This is a genomic window from Pararhizobium sp. O133, assembly GCF_051669845.1.
Classification (GTDB): Bacteria; Pseudomonadota; Alphaproteobacteria; order Rhizobiales; family Rhizobiaceae; genus Pararhizobium.
This window is the reverse complement of record NZ_CP196426.1, coordinates 1404160-1424168: the sequence shown is the minus strand read 5'-3', so window position 1 is coordinate 1424168 and position 20009 is coordinate 1404160. Positions and strand designations below refer to the sequence as shown.

Sequence of the window (20009 nt, the reverse complement as noted above, 5' to 3'; positions counted from 1 at the left end):
ATCTAAATACGAAAGAAGGATCGCAACATGACCGAGAAATCTTCTCGGCGTCCGCGCGGTGCGTCTCCGCGTGGAAACTTTGAACAATCGAAATCAGCAAGTACTGACGCCGAAACCGAAAGAATGGCGGCGCAGAAACGAAAAACTGAAGCGCTTCGCCAGCTTCGGCTGAAGGCAGAAAGGAACGCTGCCAAGTAGCCCCGACGATCAGAAAGCAATAAAAAAAACGCCGCGACCAGAAGGTTGCGGCGAAGCGTGACTTGGTAGTGAGTGCTGGCGTTGCACAAGCGTTGCATGGCCCGCTTGAGTTGAAAACCCCTAAAAATTTATGATGTTTTTAACGAAGATTAAGATGCATGTTGATCCCCTTGTATTTTAGGGGGGGAACCAAAAATGCTTAAGCTCAAAGAAGTAAAAATGCTTATTATGGCACTCAAGCAGTCTCTGCCGGCTGAAGAGCGATATGCCGTACTTACATATCTAGTTTCGATGGTGGAGCGAGAAGCGTCCGATCTCGGGAAGATATTGGCACAGGAGGAACGTGAACTGGCGCGAGCGGGGTATCAACAAGCATCTGGTTCTTGATCATCTTCCGGATCACGTCGAGCGCGTCCCTGGGCTCCGTCCCGCGACGCATCTCGGTTTTTACTCGGGCAAGCACGATCTCAGCGCCGGGGAATTGATGTCGAATCGTTGTCATCGCTAGACGTTACACCAGCGCAATCCGGATCGACACTGCTTGGGATCAGGTAGGCGGTTGAGGCGCGAGGTCAACCCCAGATCAACCCGGCCACGAATGACCAGAACGCCAAGCATATCGCGATCGCGAAGATTAATGCCTTGAGCCGGAGCGACGGCGAATATTCGCGCTCCGCGCCGAACCGCTTGTGGTCCTCGGAAAAGTGAGAATATTGGTCTTCTTCCTTGGTCATCGGTATCCTCCCTCACGCGGAATATGACATAGATCGAGAGTTGTGCAAGAGTGCTAAATTTAAACGCTGCGCTAGAATCCCCTGCGCCAACGAATTATGGAAAAAATTCGGTCGTCGTTGGCCAGAACGGGTGGCAGCGGTGCGTCAACCTCGCGAAACTGCGCCCTTTCAGATCGTCCGGCGAAAGACCGACGATCCATGGTCCGGCGCGCTGGTATCCAACCGGTCGATCCGGGCTCGACGTATCGCCGGCCTGTCGCATCAGCTGCACCGCGACACGCTCGAATTCGTTGGGCCTGTCGCCGACGAACCACGAAAGGCCAAGATATTCGCAGTCGCGAAGCTTGCGAAACGCAGCATCAATCCTGGTCTGCCCATCGGCGGTCGCGTCGATCGACAGAATTTGGAGCTTTGACACGACTGGCCAATAGCGGGTCTCAAGTACCGGCCCGACCGCGAACAGCGTAAAGGCGAGCGCAAAGAAAATGATGACGCTGCACACGATTTTGAACAGCAGTAGCGCCAGCTCGAGGATCTCACTTCGCAATGAAAAACCCTCCCTTGAAAACAAAGTTCGCAAGGACTGCGATGAAGGTAGCTCCGAATGTGGTGAGGATCCACATTCCGATTTTCTCGATGCGTGTAAGTCGCTCTTGAAGATATTCATCTTTGACCTCTTTCACTGCCGCATCCTTTTCGTACTCCGCCATCCGTTCGGTGAGGGCAGTGAGCGTCCTGGCGTGAGACTGGGAATCTTTTTCAACGAGAGAAAGTCGATCGAGGGTCATGGCTTGCTTTCAGATGCGAGATCGACGGCGGCCGCTCCGGTTGTCCGGAGCTGCACAAGGCATGTGCATCGTAGCCGTCACTGGACGGGAGGCTGTTTTTTGACAAGACCCGACAGTCCGTCGCGTGCGATGTTAATCACTGTCTTGAATACGCCCAGGGCAGCGATGACCGTCGTCGTGTAGGTCGGGTCGATAAACGATCCCGAGCACTCCAGATCGCCCCCGGCGAGCGTGGTGCAGCCCGTCGCAAGCAGGATCGCAGTTGCCAACGCCAGAAGAGCGATGATGACGTTGAGGATGTTATGCACAGCGTTGCTGTTCATTTCGTTTTCCTTTCAGGATTTGCAGACGGTGGTCGGGAGATCGATGGGTAGCGGGCGCGGCTCGACAGCGCCGCGCAGAGCCTTCTCGAACAGCAGCGCGTAGCGGCCGATCTTTTCGGCTTTGTCCGTACCGTTGACGACACGGCGCGCGGCGATGAATTCGCGCAGGTCTTCGGCATCGCTTTCATCAATGTCGTCAATGAAGTCGCGAAGATCCTTGCCGGTCCACCAGCCCTCGCGGTTACCGAGAAACAGCGAATGGGCCGAGATGATCGGATCGCCGCGCAGTGCGGGATTGGCCACGAGGTCGATACCGAGACCAAACGTTTCGTTGAGACGGTCGGACGCAAATTTGGCGTTTCGCCGGCCCGTGTTCTGGACGTCGCCTTCGCCGCGGAACCGGTAACCATCACCCTTGACCGTATTGCCGAGGATCTTTCCCAGCTTGGTGCCGGGTTCATACTTTTTGAAATACGAACGTCCGCCGCGCTCGATGATCGGGTGCATGGTTGCCGCCGTCTCGTGAAACGACGTCGCCAGATCATAGGCAAGGTCACCGAGCGGATCGGCGGAGTAAAATTGCTCCCAGACATTCAACAGCCTTTCAAAGCCATCGACCTGGCCTTGCGTGAAGCCGTTGGGGAAAAGCACGCCGCCGCGCAGCGCGGCATAGAATGCAGCACGATTAAACACTGTAATATCCTTTATTGAGTTGAACGATGCCTTGGCGGCTAGACCGCCAAGGACCCGGTGAGCAGCCATTCGGCCGCTGATCCACCGACATTGCCAATGCATTTCGCCCGGCAGCGCGTGTACTGGCCGCCGGTCTTCAGCTTGCCGCCATCCGAGCGGATCGTGGCGCCACTGGCGGGCGCGAAGGTAAAATACCCCGTCCCCGCCTGATAAAAGTCGATCTCGATATCGACAGTGGTGCCGGCCGGCAGCGTGACCGTCTCTGTGTTGGCAGCACTGATGAGCGCCATCTGGGCGCCGTTGTCGCGGGAGCCGCAGATGTAGTTTGCAACCTGAGTGATGACGCCCTGCTGCCCGCTCTTGGATACCAAAAAGAGCAGCGGTGTGGCCGCATCGGTCACGAGGTAGGTCACGGACGCGCGCGGACCCAGGGTCATGTAAGCATGACCGGTGACCTGCACGACGAAATCCGTACTATTAAACAGCGTGATCCGTTGCCCCGGCCGCACATTGGTCTTGTCAATTGTCAGGCCACCACTAAAGCCGATGCAATCCCCTGTAGGAGTGAGCGCAATGATCAGGTTATCGTCGAGGTGGCCGCCGATGACGATCGCGCCGCCGGCGGCAGGCGATTGGGTCGTGTACCGCGATCGACGGACGGAGCTTCCGTAGCGGATTTCACCCTTGATCTTGGTGTTGGTAAAGACTGTCGGCAAAGCGCCGAACGGAAAGGCAGACGAGCCTTGGTTAAAGCTGTTGGTGCCGATGACCGTGACATCAAGCTCGATATCAGAGGTGCGCACCGACGCGCCGATAACCTTGAGCAGGTTGGCCAGCACGGCCGCTCCGCCCAGGATTTTGATATTGCCCCTGATCTTGATCGCGTCGTTCGCGATGCCGAAGGGATAGATCGTGTTGAGCCCTGTCGCGCCTGTCAGATCGAGCGTCACATCGATTAAGGTAAGCTCCACGCCGGCATCGGAAATCTCGAAGATTTGACCGATCTGCGAGCCGTCGCCGGAAATCTTGATAATCGTATTATCGATCGTCAGCTTTGCGGTCTTGCCGCTTGCGCACGAGATACTGATCACATTGGGCGTCAGGCAATCGACGACCTCCAGCAAACTATTGGAGACGACCGCCTCGCAGTTCTGCGCTGTCGAGCTGTCGCCGGGACCAAAAGAAAGCGGATATTTGCGTGCGCCCCTGACAACGCCTTGGAAAAACCCACCCTCGATCGTGCGCAAGGCAACACCCGTCTGGCAGCCGTCGATGATCACGCCCTCGGCGCGGACATTGCGGCCGCGCAACTGGACGCCTGCACCGCCGGAATTGGCACCCGCATAGCCATTGCTGACCGTGCCGCCCGAGAAGACCACACCATCCGCCTCGTCGTGGGTGTCAACGCCAGCATTCGACCCGCCGATGATCGCAAAACCATTGACGGCAAGCCCGCGCGTCTTGCCGTAGCGGTGCAGATTGCGTCCCGTCTGGTTGGCCGCGATGACGTAGCTGTCCGTCGTCACAAGGTGGCGCAGGTTACTGCCCGAGATGTTGCTGACGAGCGTCTGTTCGCAGCCGACGATATCGACGCCGTAGCCAAAATTATTGTTGCCCGGATCGTTGTGATGGTTGGCGCCTTCAAGACCGCTGATGCGCGCGCCATAACATCCGACCAGTTGCACACCGACCGCCAGCGAACGCGGCGTGGTCAGTCCGGACAGGTGGCAGTGCGTCAGGCCCTCCAGCTTGATAATCGGCGCAGCGTTGAGCTGGGTGAGAGCGTCGTCAAAATCGCCGCGGCCATTGATGATATCGACGCGGGCATCCTTGAGCGCAAAGACCCGCACATTGGTCGTGTAGGTATCCTTGAGCTTGGCTGTTAGCGAGATCGACGATCCCGAGCTATCCAGCCCGACGACGGCGATCTCGCCCTTGCGCACGCGCAGGCTGCCGGAGTTGTGCTTGCCGCCGTCGATATCGTCGTCGCTGACGATCTTGACGAGATCGCCACGCTTGACGGTCTGCGGCGTGCCGATCGCCAGGACATCGGTGCTGTTATTGTTCGCGGTATTCCCGGTCTCCGCCAGATTGACGGCGTTGGACCGCGTGATGGACGTCACGTCAGAAACCCATTTCGGCTGCGAATAGAAATTCAGCACCGGCGCTGCACCCGCCAGCAAAAGCCGGGAGTAGACATTGAGATCGATGACAAGATGATCGCCGTCGTCAAGCTCCTTGGCATAGGCCTCGACCGTCCCGGCCGGCACGGACATCTGCCGCCGGTCTGAGACGAGGAGGGCATCGACCCCTTCCGAGAAATCGACCGTGCCGAAATAGGATATCGGCACGGTCGCGCCTTCGCCCTGGACGACATATTTATAGACGAGCACGCCGGCTTCCTTGCGGTAGCGGACGCGCGCCCCGCCCAGCGTTTCGTCGACAATGACCTCGACAACCTGGTTGGCAGGCAGCGACCCGACCGATGCAGCGGCAAGCGCATAGCTGTCGAAAAACCGCACGTCGCCCGACGCTTCAGCCGCAGCACGCGCCTGCTTCGACGATTTCGCCGCAGAGGTCGATGACGCCTGCGCCGAGACGGCGGATTTCGCGGCGGCCGTCGCCGACGCCGATGATGAGGTCCTGGCATCTTCGGCGATTTCAGCCGCCTCGACCGCAGCTGCGGCCGCATCAGCCGCTGCACTGGCATAGGCCTTGGCGGCATCGGCCGGCAGGTCGGCCTTTTTATTCCACGTGCCGCCCAGCAAACGGTAGACCCCACGATAATCCTCGTTGTCGTCGAGGAGGACCATGCCGACATCACCCAGGTCGAAATCGTCGGCGACGGCGAACAATTGAGCACGCGTTTCCTTGGCGACGATCGCCCCCGTCGCCGCGATCAGCGCGGAAAGCGCCACCGCCAGCGGCCCCGAGCCGATCAGCTGCGCGGCCAGAGGGTCCTTTTCCACACGCACGGCATTGCCGCCGCGATTGGCGACAAAGGAATCGAGCAGCTGGCTCAGCGCCAGGCTGTTGGTTTTTACAGTGTCTGTCATGGATCGTTTCCGGAAATGCGCGGCGCGCGAGGAAATCAGTAGGCGACGGTGAGATTGATCGCTTCGGCCGGGCAGACCGGCCATGCACTATCGTCGGCGATCGAGCCGGTCCCGCTTGCAAGCGGATCGACCGTCGCCCGCATAGCATCGACCCACCCACGAAACAGGCGATAGGCCGTCAGCATCGCGGTATCGTCTGACGTGCGCGACCCCTCCGGCGTCGCCGCGATGATGGCGGCGGCGGCGGCCATGTTCATTTGGCATTCCGCCGATGCGACGCGGTAGATGCGCGTGCCACAGGCGGCTTTTGCAGAGCGCAGCCGCGCCGCCTGGGCTAGACCCTCATCCGTCTGCAAGCTGTAGGCCAGGCCCGGAAACCGTTCGGCGGCGTAAGCCACAAGATCGATCCCGTCATCCTCGATCCGGACGATGGTCGGCTTCGGCGTATGAAATTCGACAATTCTAGTCATCGTCTAAGCCTTCCTGATGCGGAGTTCGGAATAGCGCAGAGTGCCGCCGGATCCGCACCGCGCCCGCGCCTTGAGATTGGTGACTGTGCCGGTCGATCCATATTGAGCCCCAACATCGGTCGAGCCGGACTGCAAGTAGACACAACTGTAGTTGCCGTAACGCACGCTCAGCAGCAGTTGGGCGGTCTGGCCTGGACTGCCGGACGTGTCGTCGTAGATTTCGATCCAGCTGCTGCCGTTATCGATCGAGAAGTCGATGCCACAACGCGTTCCGGTCGACGTGTCGTACATCTGGCCGACGATAATTTCGAACAGGCCATAGGTCGCGTCGAGATCGATCTCTTCCGTCGATCCCGTCGGCGTCGGCGCAACCAGCGCCTTAATCTTGCCGAGCACCTCCCAAAGCCGCTTGGGATCGATAACCTTGTGTTCCTGATCCGGATCGGCCGTCTCCGCACTATTGGCCCAGTCGCGCAGGACGCCGAGCGCATAAGCCAAAGTCGACGGATCGATAGACTTCCCCTCGATAGCAGCGTTGATCGATTCCGCGTCGGTGGCAAAGTTTTCCGAAAGAGCTTCCCAAAGTCGCCTGGGATCGATGATTTTGTTTTCAACGCCGGGGTTGAGACCCTCTGCGCTGTTGGCCCAGTCGCGGAGTTGGCCAAGCGCATAGATCAATCGTGCCGGGGAAATCGCCTTGTCATCAACCTCGTCGTCAATCGATTCCGAGTTCGACGCGAACGGAACGTTGGTCAAAAGCATGATGGCTTCATGGAGCTGCGTCAGGTCGTCATCGATCGGCGTCAGACCAGCCTGTGTGATGACATAGAGAATTTCGCGCTGCGGATCCTCGATAGCCGCCGCCGGCACGCGTGAGCCGCTGGTGGCGCCTGCCGTGTTGCGGTCGACATAATGGGCGTTCGGATTGGTTGATCCGAACGGTGGTTGATAGCGCATGGTTGCGTCCTCAATAAACGGTGAGCGGGGTCAGGTCCTGGTCACCAAGGAAGTCGCCATCCTCGGTGGTGATGAATATCTGAGGCCGGGGCGGCCACAGGACGGGAAGCGTCCACGCCGGCGCCAGTCGGCGCAGGATGCAGAGCAGCCGCTCCGCCTCACCGAAATTGAACAGTTCGTCGAAACCGCATTCGCCCAGCCCGGCGCGGAAATAGTCGATCGACAGATCGTCGACCCGCACGGCCCAGTAGGTTTCCTCGGACGCGGCGCCAGTCTCGTGCTCACCGCCAATTTCGGAAAAGCCACACTCGAAGATGGCGCCTTCCTCGATCTCGATCGTGAAGCCGTAAGCCGCCGCAACCCGGATGAAATCCGAAGGATGGATCACGGCCTGCGAATTGACCTTGGCTTCCAGGGCGCGGATCCGCTCCGCGACCGTGGTGGCATCGGTCACGCAATTGTCGGGCAAGCCGTAATCAGCCTCCCATTCCGGCAGCAGTTCCGATACGCCCTTGACCGATGACTCCAGCGCCAGGCGATAGGCACGGCTGTAAAGCCACTCGAACGGCGACAAGAGGACGCGTGTAAACCGCGCCAGGTTGGAGGACAGGTCGATCGCCTGTCCGTCCGGCGAACCCCATGCTGGACCCTGAGGCCATAGCGACAGCCCGGCCGTGATCAGGTCATCGTTTTCAGGCGCCGACAGCCCGTCATAGGGCAGCGCGATCGCGACCGACTGCGGCCCGGCCGATGCGATCGACGTGACCGTGTGCAATGCCGGATCACGCGCCATAAGTCACCGTCCCGAGAACGGGAAATTCCCCGTCCGTCAGTTCGATATCCGCCGATGGGGCGACCAGCACGTGCCGGCTTTCACCGGCCGCCTGCGAAACCGCTTCCGCGATCCACGACTTCGACAAATTGAATGTATCCCCCGGTATCCCGGGCCGGCATCGCGCCAGGAACATCGCCCGGATGCCCGCCGCGATTGCGGCCCGCGTGTCCGACGTGTCTGACGACAGCCCGTTGATTGTCACATTGACCGGGCGAGCGACTGGCGCCCGGGCAACGCTGTCGTCGACCCGGATCAACCGCTTGGCGTCGATAGCCGCCTGCACCGCCGTGACATCCGATGCCTCCGGAATGGAATTTTCCCGACCGGTAAACAGGAAGAAAACAACAAGAAATCCCGGCGCCAGCGGATCGCGAAACGCCCAGGCCTTGATGACGCCAGGCACACTGCGGGCAATGCGCTCATAATCCGTCAACGTTCCGCCGCCCGGCGGGTTTTGCTTGCGCTGCAGGCCGCGCATGCGCAGGCTGTCATCGGTCTCGATATCCGCACCGCCGCCCAAACCGTCATCGCCAACCGTAAATTCGTCATCGAGCGTCGGAAACAGCACTGGATCAGCCACCGCCAAGATGCCGCCGGCGTCGCGGTTGACCGCCGAACCCTTGGCATCGGATCGCACCGTGAAGGTCACCGCACCGCCGACGCCGCTTTTGGCAGATGCCGTAGAGCGATAAATCGTATTTCCGGAAATGAACCGGACCCCGATCGGATAGGTGGTCGACGCCGCCCCCGTCCCGCTGATCTTGCCGGTCGCGGCAGATGCGGCCTTCCGGTAGATGCCCACATCGGCACAATGCATCACCAGAAACTGGCCGCTCGCCGTCTGCAGGAAGAGCTGCTGCGCCAGATAGGCCATGCGCAATTCGAATTCATGCGACAGGGCCGCCAGCACCTTGCCGGTTACCGTAACAAAATTGTTTTTCAGCGCGGAATCGGTTCCCGGCATGTATTGGCGAAACGCACCGCGGGCGCGCTGCGATGTTTCAGCCAGCGAGCGGACGTTCCACGCCATCGATCTGCCTCCATAAAATTGCGAATGTGTCGTTGTAGACTTGCGCGCCCTCGCGCCCGTAGAGCGCGACGGCAAGGTCAAGCCGGTTTTGGCTGCGATCGGCCGTCGCGGTCGCATCGACCCGCACCACGGCGCCCTGTCGAAGCAAAGGCTGCAACGCCTCGCGGGCATAACTTTCGGCAACCGTCTCGATGCCCTCGAAGAGCCTGCCCCGCCGCAAGAGCCACAGCCGCGAGCCAAGATCCGTCTCGCCATTTTCAAGATCGAAGCTATCCCCGACCCAGCCGCGATTGGTATCGCCGTCGCGCAACTCGCTCGCCTCGACCCGGCGATCGGTCATCAGGCAGATCAGGACCTGTGTTGCCAGGCCCTGTTCCGCCTTGAGGTCGCCGGGCGCCGATCTGTGCGCAATTGCATTGACGGTGATATCCCCGGCGATGCCGTCGAAGATCAGGTCGGGCGCGCGATAGGGCTCCTCGGCATCATCAACCGGAATGATTTTCAGCACGGCGATGCTCCGGATCAGTGACTGTGATGATTGGGATTGCTGCCCGTCGCGGTGATATTGCCATCGACGGCGAGATTTCCGACGATCGACACGTTCCCGGTGATCATGAAATCGCCGGTCACGGTCCATGTCCCGGCAGTCATCGTCACCGTGTGCGATTGGAAATCCATAACCACACCGTCGCCGATCAGCTTGATGATATTTCCATTGTGGTCATACAGCGCCGACGCCCCGGCCGGCAGATCGCCGGGCCGCAATGATGCTTTCTCGCCGCCGATGACATAGGCTTCATCGGCATTTCCGTTCGGCGTCACCAGAAAACCGGTGGCGCCCTTGACCGGGACGGAGGCGAAGCCGTGCGGCTCAAGACGATGAACCCTTGTGAAACCGTCACTGAACAGTCCCCGTCCGTTGACAAATTGCTGTCCGGCTTTGTGGGTGACTTTGCCGTCAAATTCGAACCGCGTCCCGCTCATTGTTCTTCGAACTCCGCCTCGATTGCGCCCGGTGCGCCGTAAGCCTTTTCCGTCTTCCCGCGCGGGTTCTCGCCGCCAAGGGCACGCGGATCGGCAAGCGACAGCGTGGCGGTGGTGCCGCCGTCGGACTGGTCGAGGGTCACCGACTTGATGATCATCATGCCGTTGACCCCGATCCAGTCGTCGTCGACATGCACCAGGTAGTTTTCCGTCCAGATCTTGCCGCCGTCGTCGCGCCAGCCTGAGACGGTGATTTCCGCCGTTGACGCTGACCCCGCCCCACGCTTGACTTGCCATTCCGCCCGCGTCTTCATCCGGTCCGTCAGCGCCTCGCCCTCATGGCGTATGACGAGCGGCCGCTCGCGCGAAACCCCGGCATCCTTCGCCGTCGCCTGCCCGCGCAGCTGTTGCGCCGCTGTGCCTTCGGTCATCTGCCCCCGAACATGCACGGCCGAATGCCGCCCTTTTTCCGTCAGGGTCGATGATGCGGTGATGATGCCACGCCCGCGAACAATGCTGCCGCTGTGCGTACCGGCCGGCTTTGTCGCCAACTTCAGCTTTCCTTCCGGTGTGTCGTGGATCAGGATGCCCCGGCCCCGCGCGCGTCGCTCGATGGTATGAAACAGGCTTTCCCCCGGATTGAGCTTGTGACGCACTTCCTTCGGTAGACCACCGTCGTCCTCGACACCGATACCCAGACCGTCGAATTCACGTGCGATCGCAGCAAGGTCCTTATCCAGGACCTCCCCAGTCGAATGCAGCACCGAACATTCCGTCGCATCCACGGTGCGGGACACGATCGTCAGCGAACATGACCGCGTTTCCGCGTCATGGCTCGGGTTCACATCCCGGACGTAGCCGGTAAGGATCAGCGTACCGCTGGCCGTTATACTCACCGGCTGGCCCGGTATCGCCGGCAGGCCGGGACCGACATAGGCGACGACCATCGACGCCGTGCGCACAGCCTCTTCCGCCGAGACGGAAATGCTGATCGATTCATGCGGCGGCAAACCGCTTGCCAAAACTGTTTCCAGCATCATGACGATATCGCCTCGAATTGGGCCGGCATGATCATCGGCGTCGCGGATCTGGCGATATCGACCAGGCTTCCGGCACGGTTGGCGTCGCCATAGAGATGATAGGCAAGGGCCGTCGACGGTAGGGAGACGCCGGTCTGCACGATGATGATCGGTGCGCTGTTGGCCGCAATCTCCGAAAGCAGCCGCAGGGCGATCTGTGCCAGTGCCGAAAGCCAGATGAACGTGGTCGCGCTCAATGGCGACAGGATCGCCAACGCATCATCGAGACTTGTCGCCAGTATGGTTCTGGCTTGCCGTGCCGCCGGGCGCGACGGCCAGCCGACGCGGCCCGCCGCGATCGCCTGCGCAACCGTCACCAGCACGGTCAGGGCATCCTGCGTATCGCCGGCGCCGACAGCCGCGGGAACACGCAGCCGCTCAAAGTGCAGCACGGTCGAGGCGCTTTCGCCGATCATCCGCGTCAGCTGCAGCATTTCGAGAGCAAATGCGGTCGCATCGAACGTACCCGCCGCTTCGATCCGCACAGCAAGATCGGCCAGGTCTTCGGCGTCGGTGATGATCTCGCTGCCCCGGTCAGACAGCCATTCAAGAACGGTCGTACGATTGGCCGCCATCAGAACATCCCCGCAAAGCCGAGCGCGGCATCGACAATGTCATTCGAGAACGACGCCGCGACATCCCCGATGGAAAGAAACGACCCGGCGCCGATCCCGGCCGGGACGAAATGCAGGTCGACCGCGATGTAACCGGCACGGTCGCGAAACCGCGACCGGCTGAATTCCTGACAGTGCATCATCCGGCCACCATCGATCGGCAACATCAAAAAGCCAGGTCCAGGCAATCCACAGACAGCAAACAATGCGTGGCTCTGGAAGTCCGCGACGTCGCCGAGAACATAGGCCGTAACATCGACGCTCTCGGTGGCGCGCCCCATATCTTCGATCAGGCTGATCTCACCACCGGCATATTCATGCACCGCCAGGCGGCGCCCGCCGGCGCGATCGTCAACCTCGACATAAAACGGCACACCGCGGAACGACGCCGGCAACAGTGTCTTTGTCCAATCGCGCATGATCGCCCCTTAGTATCCGCCACCGCCACCCGTCGCCGGCTTTCCGGCACTGTCCGGCATGGATCGGCCTGTGTCAGCATTGGCTTTCTTGCCACCCGTTACGCTGGCGGCGATCGACGAATTGAGCGTGCGCGCCGCCGCGCTCAATTTTTCCGCAGCAGACATGATCGAGGCGCCGACATTGACGCCCGCCACCTCGAAGAACGCTGCCGATTCCTTGATTGATTCCTTGGCCTGCCGTCCACCGTTGGCGACGCTTTGGCCCGCGTCCTCGCCGCTGCGCTTCAGCCCGGAAATCCCTGCGTCCATTTTAAGGGCGTCCTTCCATTCCTGCGCGCTCGGTATCTTGAGTGAGGGCATGATGCTGCCAAGCCACTGATCAGGGCTCTTGCGCGGCGTTTGTGCGACGTCGTCCGCATCCTTCCCCGGAAACACGGATTGGCGCCGTGCTGCGCTTTGGCCCGGCCTCGCGCTCGGTATGCCCTGTAATTTACGGCCGGGAAATTCAGGAACTTTGCCAGGCATCGGCCCTTGAAAATGCTTCTTTCGCCACTCCGGATCCTTGTAACCGCCCTCGGCTGCAAGCCGGTCCGCCTCCTCGCTCTTCGAATAGGCGCCGAGCGGCATATTCTTTGCCATCCACCATTCGCGTGCCCAGTAACCCATCCCCTTTTTTTCAAGGGAATTACGAATTGCCGAGCCGCGGTCGAGATCCTTAGACATCCCGTCCATGGCCGAACCGGCCGGCTTGGCAATGGCACCCCCGAAGCTGGTTTTCAGCTTTTCCCAGCTGGCTGACATCCGGTCGATACTCGCCTGCGTGTCGGTCAAAACTGTTCCAACATCGCGAAGCACAGTGCCATCGACCTTTGTCGAATTAACTGCTTCGATAAATTTCCTGTAGCTGTCGCCGCTGGTCATCAACGACTGCATGCCGAGCCGGAACTCCTGGTCGGTAAACAAAAGCGGAAGCTTTGTGAGATCACCTTTGATCGCCTCTTGCGACAATCGAACAAACGCTGAGACGGCATCTTCGCCGGCGGCCTTTGCCGCCGTCATTTCCTTGCGCAGATCGATCCCGAATTTTTTGAATTTCGCTGCGGTATCGCCTGAAAACATTTTGCCGAAGATATTCTGCGCTTGCGTCGCTGCGGCCTCTGCCGATCCTGTATCCTCGCGCAACGTCTGCAAGATCGCGATCAATTCTTTAAGGCCATCGTGTCCAGAATATCCAAGTGAGGCGAATGAATTAGCAAGCTCTGGAATAAAGGAAGCCATATCCTTCATTTCAAATTGACCCGCCTTGCCGCCAGCAACCATCTCGTCGAAGGCCCGCTGCATTTCCTTCGCTTCAAGTTTCAGTGCGCTGGACGCCTTGATTGCAGTATTGGCTATATCTTCCGCCTGCGCGCCCGTCGCCTGTGTCGTCGCAAGGATCGAGGGCAGGAAAGCCATCGCCTCTTTCAGTGACAGACCGGACGAAACCAGCGTGTCGAGCGCGGAAATCGCCGGCTGGAAATCGCCGAAGGATAGGTCCTTGGCGATCTGCTGCACACCTTCGAACGCCGCCTTGATGTCGTCGGCGCTGGCGTCGGCCGTGATCCCAATCCGCGTCATCTGCCGCTCGACAGCAGCGAAATCGACGAGTGCCGCCTTGGCGGCATAGGCCGCAGCAGCTGGCGCCGCATAGCGCAACATCGAGGTGAACATCGCCGCGCTGTTGCGGGCAAGAAAAGACTGGCGCCGATTAAGCGCATCGGCGCGCCGGTTCACCTGGTCCATCTTCCCGGCAAGGGCTTTGAAAACCTGCCCCGTCTTGTCGACGGCGGAAATCCTCACTCTGGCTTCGACTTCTCTGGTCATCGATTGGCTTCCGCAAATTTGACGAAACGGTTGGACCAATACGCGATCTGGCTAGGCGTCATCGCCTCCACCACATCCGACCGGAACCCGAGACGAAAGATCATCCAGTCGGCTGTTTCTCCGAGCCCATCGGCTCCCGAAAAAAACCGCACACAGCTCTTTCCAGCTTGATGGCATCGAGTGCAGCCAGCCCGCTAAGGCATTCATATCCGGGCTCGACAACAATCTTTTGCAGATAGGCATCGACCACTGAGGGATAAGTGACCACGACCGCGCCATCAGGCGTGGGTTGCCAGTCCTGCGGCCGGCCAAGACCGTCCATGAAGATTTCCTTGTAGGATGGCTCGCGCAACACGACTTCGCTGAAAACCTTGTCATGCACCGTGTAGGTCTGGCCGAGCGGAATGATCAAACGCGCCATGATCAGCCATCCCTCCGGCTGTATTTCTCGGCGACACCGGTAAGACCGGTGACCTCGCCCGTCATCCGGTTGGTCTGCGGATCACCGGTGACAAATGCATCGGTGAAGTAATGCGTGACGCCGGTGAACTCCTCGTCGAACGTGACGTTGAAACGCGGTGACTTCATGAGCGCGTCGTGATCAAGGCCGCGATCCGCGAAAGCGATCTCGAAGCGTCGCGGCTGCACCGTCGCGGTACGGTCAACACTGCCATCCTGGTTGGTGACAGCCTCCGTCGAAAGCCCCGAAGTCTGCATGTTGAGCGTGCCACGCAATGAGATCGCTTCGCCCGTCGACAGCCGCATCGTGATCCGGCCGCCAAAATCCTTGTTACCCATGGTCGTTTACCCCTGTTGAAATGGCGCTTAGCGCGACCGGTTAGCGAAACTGGCTGTAGACGCGGGCAAGGCCGGCGAAGATGTCGAGCGCGTTGACGAAATCGAGCGGCAACACGACGTTGACCCGGTTCGGATTGTCGGTGTCGCGCGTCACGACCATCGCCTGCAGCGCGCTTTCCGAGTTTTCCAGCACGCCCGGCATGCTCTGATAGGTGTGGTAGAGCGTCGCGAGGATGTCGCGCGGCGTCGAGATCGCGTCAAGGTTGGACGGATTGCTGTCCGCCAGCGCCTTGTTTCCATGCTCATAGGCAAGCCGGGCGCGGAAGTTTTTCAGCGCATAGGTCAGCTGATAGATGCGCTGGATATCGCGAAACGTCGTGTCCGGCGCGCCGTTCGTGGTCTGCTGGTGCGTCACGATCTTGTCGATCGTCACGTCGCCGTTGCGATTGATCGCCCAGGTCGACACGCCGTTTTTGAGGAGCGCGTCACGCGTCGGATAATCCATCCAGTAGGTCCGGTCGCGCGGCGCCGACAGGCCTTCGACGACAAGTCCGGTCTGATTACGCGACACATCTCCATTGGTCCCACTGCCGAGCCAGGGCGCCGTGCGCGCCACCATCGCGGCGACCCAGACATAATCCGGCTCGGCAAAGCCGCCAGCGGAAAAGCGCGGAATCATTGTCAGGTGCCAGGTGTCGCGATCAAGCGCCGCCGTCACCAGGTTACTGGACGTGTCGGTCTTCGGATAAAAGGCATGCCCGTAGAGCTGCTGCGCATAGGACCAGCGGCCTGACACCTCCGAAAGGAAGTCGTCGAGCAAGCCAAGATTGGTGCTGTCGCCGAACGCGCTGACGATCATTTCAAACGGATCATCCGTCATCGCGGCGATGATGTTGGCGAGCGAGGGAGTACCGGCGCCGGCCGTTGTGGTGGCGAAGCTCAGCACTCCGGCAAAAGCGTTGACGACATCAAGGACGGGGATGGAGACGTCAATGCCGGTCGCATAGGTGCCCTTATGCCGGGCCGTGATGGTCACGACATTGGTCGCGACAGTCGCCGTGAACGGCAAAGACATGCCGGTGAAGCGGTTATAATAGCCGTTGATCGCGGCTGCGATGGCAGCGGCGACCGTGTTGGCACTGTCACCGGCCGCGATCTCGACCGAGATCACCTCGCCGGCAATCAGGAGGATGCCCTGCCCGCCGGCCGCAGGGACGGCGCCGATGGTAACGGTCCGGATTTCGGCCGTGCCGCTATCGGCAACGCGGCCGATCCAGATTTCCTGCGCCGGCGCATTGCGGCGCGCCGCGATGAACATTGTTTCCAGCATCGAGCCGCCGCCGACTAGCAGGCGGGCGTCGTTGCGATTGTTGCACAGTGCAATGCCGCCGGCGGCGAGACTGCCGGCCGCGAGACCATGCCCCAGAAGGATCAGGCGGTTTTCGTTTTCGAACTGGCCACCGGACTGGACGTCGAAGGCGAACAGCGGGGCGGTCAGGTTGCCCGGAATATTGTTCATGGGTTTTTCCTCTGTTTTCCGCCTTCAGCGGGGTTTTCAATTCTGACGATGTCGCCGTCGCGTACGAGGCGGGCCTCGTAAGGATTGGCGAAATTGACGCGACGTCCCTCGTCGGGCCAATCGGGCTGACCATGAGGCATGGGGACGTGCAGGCCCTTTTTGGGCCGGTAAAGGTCGGACATGATGGGCTCCGGGGTCAGAGGCCGGTGGTCACCGGACCGGTGGAGACGCGAACCTGTTCAAGGTCCGGAAGATTTTCAGGGGCAAAATGGGCTGCAAGCGCCGAAAGCTTAGCCCTCGCGTAGGACTGCACCGGCAGAACATCGAACAGCGAGGCAATCGGTTGCGGTAGACCGCCGACCGGCATGTCGAAGTCGTCGTCGGCAATCTCGCAATGCATGCGGATCGTGACGCGATGCCAGCGCAGGCCGATCTGCGGGGCGGCAAAGGTTTGCATCTCGGTCTTGATGATGCGTTTGACGATCCGCCGCCACAGCCCGCCTTGCTGGCTGCGCTCAAGCAGCCGGCGCACCTGCGCACAAAGTGCAGCCAGGACAAGCCGGGCGTCCGGATCATCGCCAGCCAGGGCGTCGGAAAACTCTTCCCCGCCCTCTGACGCAACAACGGCCAGCTCGGCGACGATTTCAAGCACCGCGTCCGCAACAGTATCGCCAGCGGCGGCATGTTCGCCACGTAGCGAGACGCCGCTCTCGACGGTATAGAACGCAAGCACCGGCGTGTAAGGTGCGGTGCGGTCAAGATCCTCGATCGCCGCGGCGCGACTGTCATAAACCAGCTCTTCGGCCAACGTCGGATAACCCGACTTCGACATGACCGCCGCTGTCGGCAAAACAATCTCTATCGCGGCAAGCCGCATGGCTTCAGCTGCAAGCATCGTTCAAGCCTTTGCCCGGTTCAGGTAATAGACCCCGCGGGCCGAACCGTCCGGCTCGTTGGCGGCGATCTTCCACGTCAAAAGCTTTGCGGTCACATAATCGCCGCGCGCGGGCTTGTAGGGCCAAGCAGCCGTGTAAGCCGTCAGGACCGCGTCATAGGACACAGTGCCGTTTCGGATTGCCGGATCACTCGGCTGATGCCGCGCGATCCTGTCGCTCGGCGGTTCCAGCTCGATCGTGCCTTTGAAATCAAAAGGCAATCGATCCGGATCATCGATTTCCGCATGGTTGACCGAAGCGCCGGTCTTACGCGGCTGCAGGACACAGTCGGTAGTGTCGAACATCGAAGCGCAGGCGGCCTCGGTCAAAGCTTCGGCGGCGTCCCAGTCCATCACTACACCCGTTGGAAGAATGCCGCGACACAGAGCCGCGGCATTGATTGGCATTCAGACTGACGACGTCAGTTCGAGGTGGTCAGCTCGACCTGGCACTCCGGCTGCTTGCAGACCGCAAGAGCGTTGGACTGCGATTTGAACTCCACGCCGCCGCCATGTTTCAGCTCTTCAGTCGTGATGAAGACCGGTTCAGCCGTGTTTTCAATCGGCTGGTTGAGCCGGTTGATGTGATAGACCGGGCCTTCGAACGTCTTCATCATGTTCTGCGTCCCGGTCGGATAGGCGTAGCCCATATCGTCCGCGACGTTCTTCTCGCTGGTGATCACGCCGGCAGCATTCTTCACCGGCAAGCTGCCCTTGTATTCGCGGAAGTTGATGCCGCCGAACTCGAACACACGACCCCAGTTACCGCCGAGATATTGCCGTTCGATCGTTGTATGAAGGGCCGAGTTCTGTGCCTGCAGCCAGAACTTCTCGACCTTGGCGTGGGTTACAAGCTTGTTGAAGAATGTTGGACTGACGATAGAATCGACGCCTCCAACCGTCTCACCCTTGATGTTGGTCTGGATATGATCGAGGACTTCCTCGCATTTCGCCATGACGTCCGTGCCGGCAGTTCCGAGCAAGAAATCGACGGTCTTCTTGGTGATCTGAAAGGCCGCGTAGAGGTCGTAGAGCGTCCGGCCTTTACCGTCCTTGATCAGGCCCTTGAGCATACCGAGGCGGATGTATTCACGGGTGATCGAATGCTTGCGCCGGATCGTCGCCAGCTTGCGCGCGATTTCGCGATCGAGTGACGCGGCGGTGATCTGACCGTTCACCACTTCCATCACGCCATCGAAGTCATCGGGGCTGATGAAATCGATATGCGGAAAGTGCGGGATTTCCAGAATGATAAAGTTTTCGCTGTCGTTCGGGCCGACGTCACCAGGCCCACCGCGCGGTTCTGCGGCGAGAACGTATATTTCGCCGTCGCGATATTCGATACGCACATACTTCGACGACTTGGCTTCGGACGGGGCCACGTTGAGCGCATTCAAAAGTCCGAATGTGTTGGGGATGCGGTTGACCTCTTCGGTCAGTTCCACATCCGTGTAGGGGAGCAGAAGTTCAGGCATAGGACTTACCTTTCGGGGTGGATTGACCATGAGGGTTCAACGACCCGCCATCAGCGGGCCGCAGCAACCGGTCGAGGGTGAAGAAAATCAGGTGCGGATGAGGAGCTTCAGCCGCTCATCGGCATCGAGGATAGCAGCGGCCTTCTGGGCATCGGTCGTGCCTTCCGGCCACAGGATCGCGCCGAGACGCAGGACACCGAGGCGCCGGATGGCGAGGCCGTCCGTATCGTTATCGACACCATCGGCGGCAGCGACGGTCCGAAGCGAAAATCCCCAGAGCTTCTGCCGTCCGTCCGTCGCGGTCGGGTCCCAGATCGCCACCTTGCCGTCGTTCACCCCGACCGCTTGGCTGAGCGTGACATTGAAGGTGTCACCCTCGACGAAGTTGGTGCCACCACCGCTGATGGTGAACTTCACCGCCTTGCTGAACGCAGAACCACCTGTCGCCGTACCGATCGCGACACCTTCCGGATCCTCGACACGAAACTTGGAGGTGCCATCGGCGCCGCCGGTGGTGCATGTGACGGTATAGACGCCGATCTTGGCGCCGGCGGCAAACGCCGGATTGGCGAGCGCCAGTGTGCCGTTGCCGGTGTTGCCACCAACCGCAGCCTGCGCAGCCGTGATCACGCCAGCCGCCAGCAACTTGCCCAAAGGTGTGCCGAGAAGAACGGTCCGCACACCGCCCGAGCCGGCGAGCAGTGTGAACCGCTCGCGCGACATTTCCGGATCTTCGCGCTTTACCAGGTCGGAAACCTGATCGGGCCGCGCACCCCTCAAAACTGTCATCGTCATAGATGTATCCTCGGTTGGGGCGCGGCGTTTAGGCCGGACGCTTCAGGGTTGCGATGTGGGAGGAGACGGCGGCGGACAGTCCGCCCTTCGGTTTCTCGGTGTTGGTGCCCGCGCCCGGCGGCGTCGCCAACGATGACGCAGCAAGCCGCTGCTGCTCATAGGTCTGCGCCGGAGCCGTGGCACCCGGCTTGCCGGCTTCAACATTCGCCGAAACGAATGCGACGACCGCATCGGCCGACATGCCTGGCGAACCATTGGCGAGGTCGAAGGCGGCGGACATGCGCTTGCCGTCGCCCTTGATGGCTTCAGCCGAGAAGATGCTCGTCATGCGCTCGTTGGCGGCCTTGAAACCGTCGGCGTGGCCGTCGCTGGTGGCCTTGGCCACAGCGGCAGTGTGTTCGGCGGCGGTGACCGTAGCGCCGGGTTTGGTCTGATCGTCAGGCAT

General features: G+C 60.5%; 27 protein-coding genes. 2 read left to right on the top strand and 25 right to left on the bottom strand.

The features are described from left to right. The first annotated feature begins 27 nt into the window (after positions 1 to 27). A complete protein-coding gene (locus ACST81_RS06835) occupies positions 28 to 198 on the top strand; it encodes a hypothetical protein (protein WP_438748434.1) in 171 nt (56 codons plus the stop codon). 195 nt (positions 199 to 393) lie between these two features. Next, complete coding sequence (locus tag ACST81_RS06830; protein WP_438748431.1) at positions 394 to 585, top strand: hypothetical protein; 192 nt, start codon at positions 394 to 396, stop codon at positions 583 to 585. Between the two features lie 185 nt (positions 586 to 770). On the opposite strand, the gene ACST81_RS06825 is transcribed toward ACST81_RS06830, so the two are convergent. From ACST81_RS06825 to ACST81_RS06705, 25 genes are all read right to left on the bottom strand, one after another. Then, positions 771 to 932: a hypothetical protein gene (locus tag ACST81_RS06825; RefSeq protein WP_438752079.1), complete on the bottom strand. Its 162-nt coding sequence runs from the start codon at positions 930 to 932 to the stop codon at positions 771 to 773. Positions 933 to 1026: 94 nt separating this feature from the next. Then, positions 1027 to 1479, bottom strand: a complete 453-nt coding sequence (locus ACST81_RS06820; RefSeq protein ID WP_438752078.1) for a hypothetical protein — start codon at positions 1477 to 1479, stop codon at positions 1027 to 1029. Further along, a complete protein-coding gene (locus tag ACST81_RS06815; RefSeq protein WP_438752077.1) occupies positions 1469 to 1720 on the bottom strand; it encodes a hypothetical protein in 252 nt (83 codons plus the stop codon). The genes ACST81_RS06820 and ACST81_RS06815 overlap by 11 nt, the downstream gene beginning before the upstream one ends. 77 nt (positions 1721 to 1797) lie before the next feature. Beyond that, positions 1798 to 2043 carry a hypothetical protein gene (locus ACST81_RS06810; protein WP_438752076.1) on the bottom strand — a complete coding sequence of 82 codons (246 nt, stop codon included), beginning with the start codon at positions 2041 to 2043 and terminating at the stop codon, positions 1798 to 1800. Between the two features lie 12 nt (positions 2044 to 2055). Further along, positions 2056 to 2736 (bottom strand): hypothetical protein, encoded by a 681-nt coding sequence (locus ACST81_RS06805; RefSeq protein WP_438752075.1) that lies wholly within the window; start codon positions 2734 to 2736, stop codon positions 2056 to 2058. A gap of 38 nt (positions 2737 to 2774) precedes the next feature. Beyond that, positions 2775 to 5792, bottom strand: coding sequence for a hypothetical protein (locus tag ACST81_RS06800; RefSeq protein WP_438752074.1), 3018 nt, complete (start codon positions 5790 to 5792; stop codon positions 2775 to 2777). Between the two features lie 35 nt (positions 5793 to 5827). Then, positions 5828 to 6262 carry a hypothetical protein gene (locus ACST81_RS06795; RefSeq protein ID WP_438752073.1) on the bottom strand — a complete coding sequence of 145 codons (435 nt, stop codon included), beginning with the start codon at positions 6260 to 6262 and terminating at the stop codon, positions 5828 to 5830. A gap of 3 nt (positions 6263 to 6265) precedes the next feature. Continuing rightward, positions 6266 to 7219: a hypothetical protein gene (locus tag ACST81_RS06790; protein ID WP_438752072.1), complete on the bottom strand. Its 954-nt coding sequence runs from the start codon at positions 7217 to 7219 to the stop codon at positions 6266 to 6268. Positions 7220 to 7229: 10 nt separating this feature from the next. Beyond that, positions 7230 to 8012, bottom strand: a complete 783-nt coding sequence (locus tag ACST81_RS06785) for a putative phage tail protein (RefSeq protein WP_438752071.1) — start codon at positions 8010 to 8012, stop codon at positions 7230 to 7232. After that, positions 8002 to 9084: a baseplate J/gp47 family protein gene (locus ACST81_RS06780; protein WP_438752070.1), complete on the bottom strand. Its 1083-nt coding sequence runs from the start codon at positions 9082 to 9084 to the stop codon at positions 8002 to 8004. The genes ACST81_RS06785 and ACST81_RS06780 overlap by 11 nt, the downstream gene beginning before the upstream one ends. Continuing rightward, entirely contained in the window at positions 9056 to 9592 is a 537-nt protein-coding gene (locus ACST81_RS06775) for a phage GP46 family protein (protein ID WP_438752069.1), read from the bottom strand. Before ACST81_RS06775 ends, ACST81_RS06780 begins: the two co-directional genes overlap by 29 nt. 14 nt (positions 9593 to 9606) lie before the next feature. Next, positions 9607 to 10068, bottom strand: coding sequence for a phage baseplate assembly protein domain-containing protein (locus tag ACST81_RS06770; protein WP_438752068.1), 462 nt, complete (start codon positions 10066 to 10068; stop codon positions 9607 to 9609). Further along, the gene (locus tag ACST81_RS06765; protein WP_438752067.1) at positions 10065 to 11108 is read right to left on the bottom strand and encodes a phage baseplate assembly protein; all 1044 of its coding nucleotides are present in this window, start codon (positions 11106 to 11108) and stop codon (positions 10065 to 10067) included. Before ACST81_RS06765 ends, ACST81_RS06770 begins: the two co-directional genes overlap by 4 nt. After that, positions 11105 to 11722, bottom strand: coding sequence for a hypothetical protein (locus ACST81_RS06760; protein WP_438752066.1), 618 nt, complete (start codon positions 11720 to 11722; stop codon positions 11105 to 11107). The genes ACST81_RS06765 and ACST81_RS06760 overlap by 4 nt, the downstream gene beginning before the upstream one ends. Next, entirely contained in the window at positions 11722 to 12156 is a 435-nt protein-coding gene (locus ACST81_RS06755) for a DNA circularization N-terminal domain-containing protein (protein ID WP_438752065.1), read from the bottom strand. The genes ACST81_RS06760 and ACST81_RS06755 overlap by 1 nt, the downstream gene beginning before the upstream one ends. A gap of 33 nt (positions 12157 to 12189) precedes the next feature. Further along, positions 12190 to 13962 (bottom strand): phage tail tape measure protein, encoded by a 1773-nt coding sequence (locus tag ACST81_RS06750; RefSeq protein WP_438752064.1) that lies wholly within the window; start codon positions 13960 to 13962, stop codon positions 12190 to 12192. A 181-nt stretch (positions 13963 to 14143) separates the two neighbouring features. Beyond that, positions 14144 to 14464: a hypothetical protein gene (locus ACST81_RS06745; RefSeq protein ID WP_438752063.1), complete on the bottom strand. Its 321-nt coding sequence runs from the start codon at positions 14462 to 14464 to the stop codon at positions 14144 to 14146. Positions 14465 to 14466: 2 nt separating this feature from the next. Then, positions 14467 to 14841, bottom strand: coding sequence for a phage tail tube protein (locus ACST81_RS06740; protein ID WP_438752062.1), 375 nt, complete (start codon positions 14839 to 14841; stop codon positions 14467 to 14469). Positions 14842 to 14881: 40 nt separating this feature from the next. After that, positions 14882 to 16360, bottom strand: a complete 1479-nt coding sequence (locus tag ACST81_RS06735; RefSeq protein WP_438752061.1) for a hypothetical protein — start codon at positions 16358 to 16360, stop codon at positions 14882 to 14884. Continuing rightward, positions 16357 to 16542 (bottom strand): hypothetical protein, encoded by a 186-nt coding sequence (locus ACST81_RS06730; RefSeq protein ID WP_438752060.1) that lies wholly within the window; start codon positions 16540 to 16542, stop codon positions 16357 to 16359. Before ACST81_RS06730 ends, ACST81_RS06735 begins: the two co-directional genes overlap by 4 nt. A gap of 14 nt (positions 16543 to 16556) precedes the next feature. After that, positions 16557 to 17255: a hypothetical protein gene (locus ACST81_RS06725; protein WP_438752059.1), complete on the bottom strand. Its 699-nt coding sequence runs from the start codon at positions 17253 to 17255 to the stop codon at positions 16557 to 16559. Positions 17256 to 17258: 3 nt separating this feature from the next. Continuing rightward, positions 17259 to 17648 carry a hypothetical protein gene (locus tag ACST81_RS06720; RefSeq protein ID WP_438752058.1) on the bottom strand — a complete coding sequence of 130 codons (390 nt, stop codon included), beginning with the start codon at positions 17646 to 17648 and terminating at the stop codon, positions 17259 to 17261. A gap of 68 nt (positions 17649 to 17716) precedes the next feature. After that, a complete protein-coding gene (locus tag ACST81_RS06715; RefSeq protein WP_438752057.1) occupies positions 17717 to 18769 on the bottom strand; it encodes a major capsid protein in 1053 nt (350 codons plus the stop codon). A gap of 87 nt (positions 18770 to 18856) precedes the next feature. After that, complete coding sequence (locus ACST81_RS06710) at positions 18857 to 19564, bottom strand: head decoration protein (RefSeq protein WP_438752056.1); 708 nt, start codon at positions 19562 to 19564, stop codon at positions 18857 to 18859. A 28-nt stretch (positions 19565 to 19592) separates the two neighbouring features. Continuing rightward, positions 19593 to 20009 (bottom strand): hypothetical protein, encoded by a 417-nt coding sequence (locus ACST81_RS06705; RefSeq protein ID WP_438752055.1) that lies wholly within the window; start codon positions 20007 to 20009, stop codon positions 19593 to 19595.